This window comes from Bacillus sp. EB106-04-02-XG92, from assembly GCF_058791995.1.
In genome coordinates this window covers 721,280-733,698 of the sequence record NZ_JBYTEA010000001.1, presented here as the reverse complement: position 1 = coordinate 733,698, position 12,419 = coordinate 721,280, and the positions used below count along the sequence as shown (strand labels likewise).

Genomic DNA, 12,419 nt, shown 5'->3' with positions numbered 1-12,419 from the left:
TGTTCCTCCGCGGAAATACTAAGAGATAAAACATTGCGGGAGGAAATAAATGATGAGCTGGACAAATATATTTTTACTTGTTCAACTTGTTTTTGGCGTAATTGTCGGATTGTATTTTTGGCATTTACTTCGAAATCAGCGAACACAAAAAGTTTCAATTGATCGAGAATCAAAAAAAGAATTAGAACAGCTTCGTAAAATGCGCGAGATTTCTTTAACAGAGCCGCTTGCGGAAAAGGTGCGTCCTACATCCTTTTTAGATATTGTAGGGCAAGAAGACGGGATTAAGTCGTTAAAAGCGGCTCTTTGTGGCCCGAACCCGCAACATGTAATTATATATGGTCCGCCAGGTGTCGGAAAGACAGCGGCAGCACGTCTCGTATTAGAAGAAGCGAAGCGAAATCCAAAATCTCCATTTCGTACAAATGCAACATTTATTGAACTAGATGCGACGACAGCAAGATTTGATGAACGTGGTATTGCAGACCCTTTAATCGGTTCGGTGCATGATCCAATTTATCAAGGTGCTGGTGCGATGGGGCAAGCAGGTATTCCACAACCGAAAAAAGGTGCGGTAACAGATGCACATGGTGGTATTTTGTTTATTGATGAGATTGGTGAACTACATCCAATTCAAATGAACAAAATGTTAAAGGTGTTAGAAGATCGAAAAGTGTTTTTGGAAAGTGCGTACTACAGTGAAGAGAATACGATGATTCCAACCTATATACATGACATTTTTCAAAAAGGTTTACCAGCCGATTTTCGCTTAGTTGGGGCGACGACACGTTCACCAGAGGAGATTCCTCCTGCTATTCGGTCGCGCTGTTTAGAAGTGTTCTTCCGTGAGTTAGATACAGAAGAAATTCAAAAAGTAGCGAAGAATGCAGCTGACAAAGTGGAAATGCAAATCGGTGAAAATGGTATTGAAATGATTGGGATGTATGCGAGAAATGGACGAGAAGCGATTAATCTTGTACAAATTTCTGCAGGTATGGCAATAAATGAAGAACGCCCATTCATTAAAGATGAAGATATAGAGTGGGTTGTTCACTCTAGTCAGCTTACGCCGAAGTATGAAAAACGTATTTATCCTATTCCGAGAATTGGTCTTGTAAATGGACTTGCTGTATACGGACCGAATACAGGCGCGTTATTAGAAATTGAAGTAACAGCAATCAAGGCGAAAGATAAAGGATCGGTAAATGTTACCGGTATTGTTGAAGAGGAAAGTATTGGTAGTCAAACGAAATCCATTCGCCGTAAAAGTATGGCGAAAGGTTCTGTAGATAATGTATTAACAGTACTTCGTTCTCTAGATGTGTTGCCAGAGGGGTACGATATACATATTAATTTTCCGGGTGGTATCCCGATTGATGGGCCTTCGGCAGGTATTGCGATGGCAACAGGTGTGTATTCAGCAGTGCATCGTACGTATGTGAATAATGAAGTAGCGATGACTGGTGAGATAAGTATACACGGAGAAGTGAAACCTATCGGTGGTGTGTACGCGAAAATAAAAGCTGCGAAAAAGGCGGGAGCTAAGAAAGTTATCATTCCTGCTGAAAACATGCAACCATTTTTGTACACAATAAAGGGAATTGAAATCATTCCTGTTCGTAAGTTAAAAGAAGTATTTGAGCTAACATTTATGCAAGAAAATATGCACCGAGAGCTTGATATACATACTGCTGTGGACGAGACAGATGCACAATCAATGTGAGAAGGAACGATAATAAAATTTGCCAGACTTCGTTTAAGTTTGTATGCTTAAGCGGAGTCTTTTTTCCTTTTATAAGGGAGGAAAAACGTAGGATTTACAATTGCGGAAAATCTCTGCAATTGCATCTAGATGTATTGTAATATAAAATAGTTGAACAGGAGTTTATTTTATTATGGAGGTGCTATGTCTAGTATGAATACGAATGAAAGAATCGTACCCCTCCTACCATTAAGAGGCGTTCTCGTATATCCAACGATGGTTCTGCATCTTGATGTAGGACGTGATAAATCGATACAAGCACTAGAGCAGGCGGCAATGGATGAAAATATCATCTTTTTAGCAATGCAAAAAGAAATGAATATCGATGATCCGAAAGAAGATGACATATATAGTGTAGGTACAGTGGCGAAAGTGAAGCAAATGTTAAAATTGCCGAACGGTACGCTTCGTGTCCTTGTAGAAGGTTTACATAGAGCAGAAGTAGTAGAGTTTATTGAAGAAGAAAATGTAGTGCGAGTTTCTATTAAAACGGTAACGGAAGAAGTGGAAGCTGATTTAGAAGAGAAAGCTCTTATGCGTACATTACTAGAGCATTTCGAACAATATATTAAAGTTTCGAAAAAAGTTTCAAATGAAACATTTGCAACGGTAGCTGATGTAGAAGAGCCAGGAAGATTAGCTGATTTAATTGCTTCTCACTTGCCAATTAAAACGAAGCAGAAACAAGAGATTTTAGAGATTATATTTGTGAAAGAACGATTACATACACTTATTTCAATTATTCAAGATGAACAAGAATTACTTAGTTTAGAAAAGAAAATTGGACAAAAAGTGAAACGTTCAATGGAGCGCACGCAAAAAGAATATTTCTTACGTGAGCAAATGAAGGCGATTCAAACTGAACTTGGCGATAAAGAAGGTAAGGGCGGGGAAGTTGAAGAGCTTCGTGAGAAAATTGAACAGTCGGGAATGCCTGAAGAAACAATGAAGGCGGCACTGAAAGAATTAGATCGTTATGAAAAGTTACCAGCAAGTTCTGCGGAGAGTGGTGTCATTCGCAATTATATGGACTGGTTATTAGCACTTCCGTGGACAGAAGCAACAGAAGATATGATTGATCTTGCTCATTCGGAAGAGATTTTAAACAAAGATCATTACGGTCTTGAGAAAGTGAAAGAGCGCGTACTTGAATATTTAGCGGTACAGAAGTTAACGAATTCATTAAAAGGACCTATCCTTTGCTTAGTAGGACCTCCTGGAGTCGGAAAAACTTCGTTAGCGCGTTCCATTGCAACATCATTAAATCGTAACTTTGTCCGTGTATCCCTTGGTGGTGTACGTGATGAATCTGAAATTCGTGGTCACCGCCGTACGTATGTTGGAGCAATGCCAGGACGCATTATTCAAGGTATGAAAAAGGCGAAATCAGTTAATCCGGTCTTCTTATTAGATGAGATTGATAAAATGTCTAACGATTTCCGTGGAGATCCATCAGCAGCATTACTTGAAGTGTTAGACCCAGAACAAAACCATAACTTCAGTGATCATTACATTGAAGAACCATATGATTTATCAAAAGTTATGTTTGTAGCAACTGCAAATACACTTTCAAGTATTCCAGGCCCATTACTTGACCGGATGGAAATTATTTCGATTGCTGGCTATACAGAACTTGAAAAAGTTCACATTGCTCGTGAACATCTATTACCGAAACAATTAAAAGAGCATGGCTTACGAAAAGGTAATTTACAAGTACGTGATGAAGCGCTTCTTGAAATTATTCGTTATTATACACGTGAGGCTGGTGTTCGTACACTAGAGCGCCAAATTGCAAAAGTTTGTCGTAAAGCAGCAAAAATAATTGTTACAGCAGAACGCAAGCGTATTGTAGTAACCGAGAAAAATGTTGTTGATTTACTTGGTAAGCACATATTCCGTTACGGGCAAGCTGAGAAAACAGACCAAGTTGGAATGGCAACAGGGTTAGCGTATACAGCAGCAGGCGGCGATACACTTGCGATTGAAGTGTCTGTAGCGCCAGGTAAAGGGAAATTAATTTTAACAGGGAAACTTGGGGATGTTATGAAAGAATCCGCACAAGCAGCGTTTAGTTATATTCGTTCTCGTGCAGAAGAGCTTAAGATTGATCCGAATTTCCATGAGAAAAATGATATTCATATTCATGTTCCAGAAGGAGCAGTTCCAAAAGATGGACCGTCAGCAGGTATTACGATGGCAACGGCACTTATTTCTGCATTAACAGGTATTCCTGTAAGTAAAGAAGTAGGGATGACAGGTGAAATTACACTTCGTGGTCGTGTATTACCGATTGGTGGTTTAAAAGAAAAAACATTAAGTGCTCACCGCGCAGGCTTAACAAAAATTATTTTGCCAGCAGAAAACGAGAAAGATTTAGATGATATTCCAGAAAGCGTAAAAGAAAACCTTACGTTTGTGCTTGCATCTCATTTAGATGAAGTATTGGAGCACGCATTAGTAGGAGTGAAACAATGAAAGTAACAAAAGCAGATATTGTAATTAGTGCTGTTAAACCAGAACAATATCCAGACAGTGATTTACCAGAAATTGCATTAGCAGGTCGTTCAAATGTCGGGAAGTCTTCCTTTATTAATAAAATTTTAAATCGTAAAAAGTTAGTTCGTATTTCTTCTAAACCAGGAAAAACGCAAACGTTGAACTTTTTCTTAATCAATGAAATGATGCATTTTGTTGACGTTCCAGGTTATGGATATGCGAAAGTATCTAAATCAGAACGCGCAGCATGGGGCAAGATGATTGAAACTTACTTTACAACGCGTGAACAATTGGACGCAGCTGTATTAGTAGTTGATTTACGTCACAAACCAACAAGCGATGACGTGATGATGTATGATTTCTTAAAGCATTATGAAATCCCAACAATTATTATTGCGACGAAAGCCGATAAAATTCCGAAAGGGAAATGGCAGAAGCATTTAAAAGTTGTAAAAGAAACGCTTGCTGTTGAAATTGGCGATGAAATTGTTCTATTCTCTTCTGAAACAGGACTTGGAAAAGAAGAAGCGTGGAAGGCAATTCATAAAATGACAAAAACAAAAAACGCGTGACGAATGTCGCGCGTTTTTTGTTATTTACTACATTTTTTATTTTACGTTTAATGTAACCTCGATATTTCCTCTCGTTGCTTTCGAATACGGACATACACCGTGAGCTGCTTCTACAAGTTCTTGTGCTTCGCTATGTGAGACACCAGCAACATGTACATCAAGTACAGCAGATAGGCCGAAACCACCATCTGTATCTTTTCCGATAGAAACGTGAGCAGTTACTTCTGTACTTTCTACTTTCATACGTTTTGTACGAATGACAAGTTGTAATGCACTATCAAAACAAGCGGCATAACCAGCAGCAAATAGTTGTTCTGGATTTGTTGCTTCTCCGCCTGCACCGCCTAGTGCTTTCGGCATTTTTACATCAAGATTTAATATGCCATCATCTGAAACGACTTTCCCGTTTCTTCCACCTGTAGCAGTTACTGAAGCAGTATATAATTTATCCATGTTTATTCCCCTTTTCTATCATTAATTGTTTTCATTGTTTCAATTAGTTTATTTAATTGAAGTAATAAAGAACGATATTCTTGTTCTGTAATTCCTAAATTTGTAGCCATCGTTGTCGGTAATGAACAAGCCTTCTCTTTTAAATCTTTACCTTGTTCTGTTAATTCAATACAAACTTTGCGCTCGTCTTCTTTGGAACGAACACGTTTTACGAGGTTTAATGATTCCATTCGCTTTAACATAGGTGTTAACGTACCGGAATCTAAAAATAGACGTTCTCCAATTTCCTTTACTGTTAATCCGTCTTGCTCCCATAGTACGAGTAAAGTAATGTACTGCGGATACGTAATACCCATCTCTTCTAAATATGGTCGATAAAAGCGGGTGACTTCTTTAGAACAGGCGTAAATAGAAAAACAAAGTTGGTTATCTAGATGTAAAGAATCCTCTGTCATACATAACTCCTTTCTAATTAAGTTGTGCACAATTTAATTTCGTAAAACTAATATAACGAAAAAGAAATACAATGTCAAATACATTGTATTGAGAAAGTTTGTGCTACAATTTGGAACAATCATACATATTTTCCTTCATGATGAAAGAAGATAGGAAAGATGATGTTATAATTCATATGGAATAGTTTCCATCACTTGATTATGAGGACTTTTTTTGGTAACGTACAAATAGAGTTATTAATTTATAATCATTATAAAGTAGGAAGTTTTTATTAGTTTTACTGAATCTCCTTTATTACATACGGAGAATAAATAAAAAAATAATCGGTTGTTCACACGATTGTCAGATTCATAAGAGGAAAGTTGTATTATGATAGTAGATAAAGTGATAAAACGGGTGAAGGGGGACATGCTGCGTGCATATTCTTGTTGTTAGTGTAAATTATCGAACAGCCCCTGTAGAATTTCGTGAGAAACTCACATTTCAGGCAGCAGAGCTAGAGCAAGCAATGACTACATTACAAAATCAAAAGAGCATGTTAGAGAATGTCATTGTATCAACTTGTAATCGCACTGAGATTTATGCTGTTGTCGATCAATTACACACGGGACGGTATTATATTAAGAAGTTTTTAGCTGATTGGTTTCAGCTTGAAATAGAAGAAGTCGCACCATATTTAACTATTTTTGAACAAGATGGTGCAATAGATCATTTATTCCGCGTAACGTGCGGTTTAGATTCTATGGTAGTTGGAGAGACGCAAATTTTAGGTCAAATAAAAGATAGCTTTTTAGAAGCGCAACAAGTAAAAGCAACAGGCACAATTTTTAATGAATTGTTTAAGCAAGTGGTTACGTTAGCAAAACGTGCTCACTCAGAAACGACAATTGGTGAAAGTGCGATGTCTGTTAGTTATGCTGCTGTTGAGCTTGGGAAGAAAATATTCGGTGAGTTAACAGATTGTCATGTACTTATTCTTGGTGCTGGTAAAATGGGTGAACTTGCACTGCAAAACTTATATGGAAGCGGTGCTCGTAAAGTAACAGTTATGAACAGGACGCTTTCAAAAGCTGAAGTAATGGCTGAGAAATATATGGGACATGCAAAACCTTTAAGTGAATTACAATGTGCATTATTAGAAGCTGATATTTTAATTAGTTCCACTGGTGCATCGGATTATGTCATTACGAAAGAGATGATGACAAAGGTAGAGAGAATGCGCTCTGGTCGTCCGTTATTTATGGTTGATATTGCAGTACCGCGTGATATTGATCCAGCGATTGATGAATTAGAAGGTTCTTTCTTATATGATATTGATGATTTGCAAGGAGTAGTGGAAGCGAACCGTGCAGAACGTTTGAAAGAAGCAGAGAAAATTCAATTTATGATTGAAGAGGAAATTGTTTTATTTAAAACGTGGTTAAGTACACTTGGTGTCGTTCCATTAATATCAGCTCTTCGTGATAAGGCGCTTGCTATTCAAAGTGAAACGATGGAAAGTCTGGAACGAAAAATACCGAATCTTAGTGATCGTGAGAGAAAAGTAATTAGTAAGCATACGAAAAGTATTATTAATCAATTATTAAAAGACCCAATTTTAGTAGCGAAAGAAATAGCTGCTGAAGAGGGAGCGGACGAAAAATTAGCGTTATTTGCAAAGATTTTTGATTTAGAAATGGAAGACGTAGAGAGTCGTGCGGAAGAAGTAGAACATAAAAGAGCGTGGACACCATCCGTTCCATCTTTATAATTTGGAAGGATGATCGGATGAGTTTTTTAAATAACAGTATTATTTATCATATTGCAATTATTTTATATGCTTGTAGCATTAGTTTATATTTTATAGATTATTTCCAAAGTAACCGAAAGGCGAATCGATTTGCTTTTTGGTTACTTTCGATTGTATGGGTTCTGCAGTCTATTTTCATGTTACTTCGGGCTACAGATTCAGAAACGAATCCAATATTAACTTTATTATCAGGGATTTATTTTTATGTTTGGCTGTTGATTACGATGTCTTTAGTCATTAATCGATTTATGAGGATTGACTTTTTAGTCTTTTTTACAAATGTTGTTGCGTTTGGGGTAAGCGCTTTTTCTATTTTTACACCGCTCGGAAAGATGTCGCCAGTACTTGCAGAGCAATTAGTTTCGGAGCTTGTATACGTACATGTCGGTATGGCTATTATTTCTTATGCAACGTTCACTGTATCGTTCATTTTTTCTATTATGTATTTATTGCAATATCGCCTATTAAAAAAGAAAAAATGGAATGCGAGATTAAGAAGGTTAGGAAATTTACCGAAGCTAGAATCGATGTCTTACGGGTTAAATTTATTTTCTGTTCCATTTTTCTTACTAGCTATTTTATTAGGATGCATATGGGGATATACAAAATTGGACAATTTTCATTGGTATGATACGAAAGTAATCGGGTCTTTTGTCGTTCTATTTGTATATTGTGCGGGTCTTTATTTACGAGCGGCAGATGTGTTGCAAGGGAAGAAAATAGTGCAGTGGAATATCGGAGCATTTCTCGTAATGCTAATTAATATTTTTCTATTAAGCAGTTTATCCAACTTCCACTTTTGGTATTTATAATGAGGAGAGAAAATTATGCGCAAAATTATTGTAGGGTCACGAAAGAGTAAATTAGCATTAACGCAAACAAACTGGTTTATTGATCAGTTAAAAGCGCTAGGTTTACCATATGAATTTGAAGTGAAAGAAATCGTCACAAAAGGTGATGTTATTTTAGATGTTACTCTTTCAAAAGTAGGCGGAAAAGGCTTATTTGTGAAAGAGATTGAACATGCGTTACTTACGAAAGAAATTGATATGGCTGTACATAGTATGAAAGATATGCCGGCCGTACTTCCAGAAGGGTTAATGATTGGTTGTACGCCAAAGCGTGTTGACCCTAGAGATGCTTTTATCTCAAAAAGCGGAGCGTCGTTTAAAGAGTTAGCAGAAGGTGCTATTTTAGGTACGAGTAGTTTAAGACGTAGTGCACAATTGTTAGCTGCGAGACCAGATTTACAAGTGAAGTGGATACGCGGAAATATCGATACACGTTTACGTAAATTAAAAGAAGAAGATTACGACGCTATTATTTTAGCGACAGCTGGATTACAAAGAATGGGCTGGGATAATGAAGTTATTACAGAACATTTAGATGAGACGTTATGTGTACCTGCTGTAGGGCAAGGTGCATTAGCGATTGAGTGTCGTGAAGATGATAAGGATTTACTACAGTTGTTAGTGCATATGAATGATGCAGTAACAGAAAAAACAGTGGCAGCAGAACGAGTATTTCTTCATAAACTTGAAGGTGGCTGCCAAGTTCCAATCGCTGGATATGCAACTTTTACAGAAAACGATGCAATCGAATTAACAGCTCTTGTCGGTTCTATGGACGGTTCTGTTTTATTGAAAGAAACAGTAGTAGGAACTGATCCAGAGCAAGTAGGATTAGAGGCTGCGGACCGTTTAATTAAACAAGGCGCAAAAGAACTCATTCTTGCTGCAAACAAGGGGCAACAATAAATATGAACGCTCTCGCTGGCAAAACGGTATTGATTACACGTGCCCAGCATCAAGCAAAACAAATGAGTGTAGCGGTGACAGAAAAGAGCGGAATTCCATTGGAAATTCCGCTTTTGCGTATGGAAGGTATGTCTCATAGGCAAATTCAACATATAGCAGGGCAGCTGCATTCATATGACTGGGTTATTTTTACGAGTAAAAATGGGGTAGCTTTTTTTCTAGATTGTTTGAGAAAGAAGCTACCTGTAACGACTAAAATCGCTGCAGTAGGCGTGAAAACAAAGTTAGAGTTAGAAAAGCGAGGCTATGAAGTGGACTTTGTTCCAACTTCATTTGTTGCAGAAGTATTTGCAGAAGAGTTTGTAAAAAGACTAAGTGGAAATGAATGCATTTTATTTCCGAAAGGTAATTTAGCAAGAGATGTAATTCCGGTTGCACTTCGCGAAATCGGTGTTTCTCTAGATGAGCTCGTCGTATATGGTACGAAAGAAAATGTAGAGAAAAAGCAAGAGCTTATAGAAGCATTAGAAGTAGGAAAAGTAGACGTTATTACATTTACAAGTCCTTCAACTGTTACTAGTTTTGTTCGTTTACTTGAGGGTACAAACTGGAGAGAATGGACAAAAAAATGTACAATTGCTTGTATAGGGCCTATTACGGAAAAAGAGGCGAGCCTTTATTTTCCGCATATTATTATGCCGAAAGAGTACACTGTAGAAGCATTACTACAATGCATTTGCGAATCTATAAAGTGAAACTTTAATTAGTGGGGTCTTACTGCCCGTAAATAGCGGGATAAAATAAAAGAATGGGGATAGAAATCTATGAACTCTTTACAATTTAATCGTCATCGTCGCTTAAGACAAAGTGGTAATATGCGTGCGCTTGTGCGTGAAACGTTTTTACATACGGAAGATTTTATTTACCCTATTTTTGTATTAGAAGGAGAAAATGTTCGTAATGAAGTGCCTTCTATGCCAGGCGTATATCAAATGTCTTTAGATTTATTGCAAGCTGAAATGCAAGAAGTTGTTGATTTAGGTATTCGTTCTGTTATTGTATTCGGTTTACCTGCTGAAAAAGATGAGGTTGGATCATCAGCATATTGTGATCATGGAATTGTGCAACGTGCAATTAAGCAAATTAAAGGCGAATTCCCTGATTTAGTAGTAGTTGCAGATACATGTTTATGTCAATTCACAAGCCATGGTCATTGCGGTGTAATTGAAGATGGTATTATTTTAAATGACGAGTCTCTTGCAGTTCTGGCAAAAACAGCTGTAAGCCAAGCACAAGCAGGAGCAGATATTATTGCGCCATCAAACATGATGGACGGATTCGTAACAGCAATTCGCCATGCATTAGATGAAAATGGTTTTGGACATGTACCAGTTATGTCGTACGCTGTGAAATATTCATCAGCATTTTACGGACCATTCCGTGATGCAGCGCACGGTGCACCGCAATTTGGTGATCGTAAAACATATCAAATGGACCCAGCGAACCGTATGGAAGCATTCCGTGAAGCGGAATCAGATGTAATGGAAGGGGCAGATTTCTTAATTGTAAAGCCAGCTCTTTCTTACTTAGATATCGTTCGTGATGTGAAAAATAACTTTAATTTACCAGTCGTTGCTTATAACGTAAGTGGTGAGTATTCGATGATTAAAGCGGCAGCGCAAAATGGTTGGATTAATGAAAAAGAAGTTGTACTTGAAAAATTAATTAGTATGAAACGTGCAGGAGCAGATTTAATTATTACGTATCATGCAAAAGATGCAGCAAGATGGTTACAAGAAGGAGGCGCTAAATAATGAAAAAGTTTGATAAGTCGATTGCGGCGTTTGAAGAGGCGCAAGATTTAATGCCTGGTGGTGTAAATAGTCCGGTTCGTGCCTTTAAGTCTGTCGGTATGAATCCGTTGTTTATGGAGCGCGGAAAAGGCTCTAAAGTATATGATATCGATGGAAATGAATACATCGATTACGTATTATCATGGGGTCCTTTAATTCATGGTCATGCAAACGACCGTGTTGTAGAAGCTTTAAAAGCTGTTGCTGAAAGAGGTACAAGCTTCGGTGCTCCAACGGAAATTGAAAATAAATTAGCGAAACTTGTTATTGAGCGCGTACCATCAATTGAAATTGTACGTATGGTTAATTCTGGAACAGAAGCGACAATGAGTGCGCTACGTTTAGCTCGTGGTTATACAGGCCGTAATAAAATTTTGAAATTCATTGGTTGTTACCACGGTCATGGTGACTCGTTATTAATTAAAGCAGGCTCTGGTGTGGCAACGCTAGGTTTACCAGATAGCCCTGGTGTACCAGAGGGTGTAGCGAAAAATACGATTACAGTAGCGTATAACGATTTAGAAAGTGTAAAATACGCTTTTGAGCAATTCGGTGATGATATTGCTTGTGTCATTGTAGAACCAGTAGCAGGGAATATGGGTGTTGTTCCTCCGCTGCCAGGATTTTTAGAAGGACTTCGTGAAGTAACAGAGCAAAATGGTGCATTGCTTATTTTTGATGAAGTAATGACAGGATTCCGAGTTGCTTATAATTGCGGACAAGGTTATTACGGTGTAACACCTGATTTAACTTGTTTAGGTAAAGTAATCGGTGGTGGGTTACCAGTAGGAGCATACGGGGGTAAAGCAGAAATTATGCGCCAAGTTGCACCGAGCGGACCGATTTACCAAGCAGGTACTTTATCAGGTAACCCACTTGCAATGGCAGCAGGATATGAAACGTTAGTACAGTTAACGCCAGAATCATATGTAGAATTCGAGCGTAAAGCTGAAATGTTAGAAGCTGGCTTACATAAAGCGGCTGTAAAACATGGCATTCCGCATCATATTAACCGTGCAGGTTCTATGATTGGTATCTTCTTTACAGATGAACAAGTCATTAATTACGATGCAGCAAAATCTTCAAACTTACAATTCTTTGCAGCTTACTATCGTGAAATGGTAGAACAAGGTGTATTCTTACCGCCATCTCAATTTGAAGGCTTATTCTTATCGACAGCACATAGTGATGCGGATATTGAGGCGACAATTGCAGCGGCTGAGATTGCTATGTCAAAATTAAAAGCTTAATTGAATAAAGAAAATCGCTCTCCATAAGGGG

The 12,419-nt window shown here is 37.8% G+C and carries 11 protein-coding genes; 9 read left to right on the top strand and 2 right to left on the bottom strand.

Annotated elements, in window-relative coordinates; translation table 11 throughout:
• Positions 1–52 precede the first annotated feature (52 nt).
• The 3 genes from lonB (at position 53) to ysxC (ending at position 4,830) form a co-directional block, all read left to right on the top strand.
• Positions 53–1,723 carry an ATP-dependent protease LonB gene (gene lonB / locus AC3WVA_RS03855; protein WP_048531883.1) on the top strand — a complete coding sequence of 557 codons (1,671 nt, stop codon included), beginning with the start codon at positions 53–55 and terminating at the stop codon, positions 1,721–1,723.
• 183 nt (positions 1,724–1,906) lie between these two features.
• Positions 1,907–4,237 carry an endopeptidase La gene (lon, locus tag AC3WVA_RS03850; RefSeq protein ID WP_098345226.1) on the top strand — a complete coding sequence of 777 codons (2,331 nt, stop codon included), beginning with the start codon at positions 1,907–1,909 and terminating at the stop codon, positions 4,235–4,237.
• A complete protein-coding gene (gene ysxC / locus AC3WVA_RS03845; protein ID WP_048531469.1) occupies positions 4,234–4,830 on the top strand; it encodes a ribosome biogenesis GTP-binding protein YsxC in 597 nt (198 codons plus the stop codon). The genes lon and ysxC overlap by 4 nt, the downstream gene beginning before the upstream one ends.
• 36 nt (positions 4,831–4,866) lie before the next feature.
• Here ysxC and AC3WVA_RS03840 read toward each other — a convergent pair whose 3' ends face one another.
• Both AC3WVA_RS03840 and AC3WVA_RS03835 read right to left on the bottom strand, forming a co-directional pair.
• Positions 4,867–5,283 carry an organic hydroperoxide resistance protein gene (locus AC3WVA_RS03840; RefSeq protein ID WP_048531467.1) on the bottom strand — a complete coding sequence of 139 codons (417 nt, stop codon included), beginning with the start codon at positions 5,281–5,283 and terminating at the stop codon, positions 4,867–4,869.
• Positions 5,284–5,285: 2 nt separating this feature from the next.
• Positions 5,286–5,738, bottom strand: a complete 453-nt coding sequence (locus tag AC3WVA_RS03835; RefSeq protein WP_048531465.1) for a MarR family winged helix-turn-helix transcriptional regulator — start codon at positions 5,736–5,738, stop codon at positions 5,286–5,288.
• Positions 5,739–6,154: 416 nt separating this feature from the next.
• Here AC3WVA_RS03835 and hemA point away from each other — a divergent pair, with 416 nt between their 5' ends.
• The 6 genes from hemA (at position 6,155) to hemL (ending at position 12,388) form a co-directional block, all read left to right on the top strand.
• Positions 6,155–7,489 carry a glutamyl-tRNA reductase gene (gene hemA / locus AC3WVA_RS03830; RefSeq protein WP_098345228.1) on the top strand — a complete coding sequence of 445 codons (1,335 nt, stop codon included), beginning with the start codon at positions 6,155–6,157 and terminating at the stop codon, positions 7,487–7,489.
• 17 nt (positions 7,490–7,506) lie between these two features.
• On the top strand, positions 7,507–8,340 hold the full coding sequence (locus AC3WVA_RS03825; RefSeq protein ID WP_016086099.1) for a cytochrome c biogenesis protein: 834 nt from the start codon (positions 7,507–7,509) through the stop codon (positions 8,338–8,340).
• Between the two features lie 15 nt (positions 8,341–8,355).
• Positions 8,356–9,285, top strand: coding sequence for a hydroxymethylbilane synthase (hemC, locus tag AC3WVA_RS03820; RefSeq protein ID WP_048531459.1), 930 nt, complete (start codon positions 8,356–8,358; stop codon positions 9,283–9,285).
• Between the two features lie 2 nt (positions 9,286–9,287).
• Complete coding sequence (gene hemD, locus AC3WVA_RS03815) at positions 9,288–10,040, top strand: uroporphyrinogen-III synthase (RefSeq protein WP_098345229.1); 753 nt, start codon at positions 9,288–9,290, stop codon at positions 10,038–10,040.
• A 69-nt stretch (positions 10,041–10,109) separates the two neighbouring features.
• Positions 10,110–11,099, top strand: a complete 990-nt coding sequence (hemB, locus tag AC3WVA_RS03810) for a porphobilinogen synthase (RefSeq protein WP_071757203.1) — start codon at positions 10,110–10,112, stop codon at positions 11,097–11,099.
• Positions 11,099–12,388 carry a glutamate-1-semialdehyde 2,1-aminomutase gene (gene hemL / locus AC3WVA_RS03805; protein ID WP_098345230.1) on the top strand — a complete coding sequence of 430 codons (1,290 nt, stop codon included), beginning with the start codon at positions 11,099–11,101 and terminating at the stop codon, positions 12,386–12,388. Before hemB ends, hemL begins: the two co-directional genes overlap by 1 nt.
• The last annotated feature ends 31 nt before the right edge of the window (positions 12,389–12,419 follow it).

Excerpts from the sequence above, each read along its gene's own strand:
- lonB (WP_048531883.1), top strand. The coding sequence starts at position 53 with ATGAGCTGGACAAATATATTTTTACTTGTTCAACTTGTTTTTGGCGTA.
- lon (WP_098345226.1), top strand. The coding sequence starts at position 1,907 with ATGTCTAGTATGAATACGAATGAAAGAATCGTACCCCTCCTACCATTA.
- ysxC (WP_048531469.1), top strand. The coding sequence starts at position 4,234 with ATGAAAGTAACAAAAGCAGATATTGTAATTAGTGCTGTTAAACCAGAA.
- AC3WVA_RS03840 (WP_048531467.1), bottom strand. The coding sequence starts at position 5,283 with ATGGATAAATTATATACTGCTTCAGTAACTGCTACAGGTGGAAGAAAC.
- AC3WVA_RS03835 (WP_048531465.1), bottom strand. The coding sequence starts at position 5,738 with ATGACAGAGGATTCTTTACATCTAGATAACCAACTTTGTTTTTCTATT.
- AC3WVA_RS03825 (WP_016086099.1), top strand. The coding sequence starts at position 7,507 with ATGAGTTTTTTAAATAACAGTATTATTTATCATATTGCAATTATTTTA.
- hemC (WP_048531459.1), top strand. The coding sequence starts at position 8,356 with ATGCGCAAAATTATTGTAGGGTCACGAAAGAGTAAATTAGCATTAACG.
- hemD (WP_098345229.1), top strand. The coding sequence starts at position 9,288 with ATGAACGCTCTCGCTGGCAAAACGGTATTGATTACACGTGCCCAGCAT.
- hemB (WP_071757203.1), top strand. The coding sequence starts at position 10,110 with ATGAACTCTTTACAATTTAATCGTCATCGTCGCTTAAGACAAAGTGGT.
- hemL (WP_098345230.1), top strand. The coding sequence starts at position 11,099 with ATGAAAAAGTTTGATAAGTCGATTGCGGCGTTTGAAGAGGCGCAAGAT.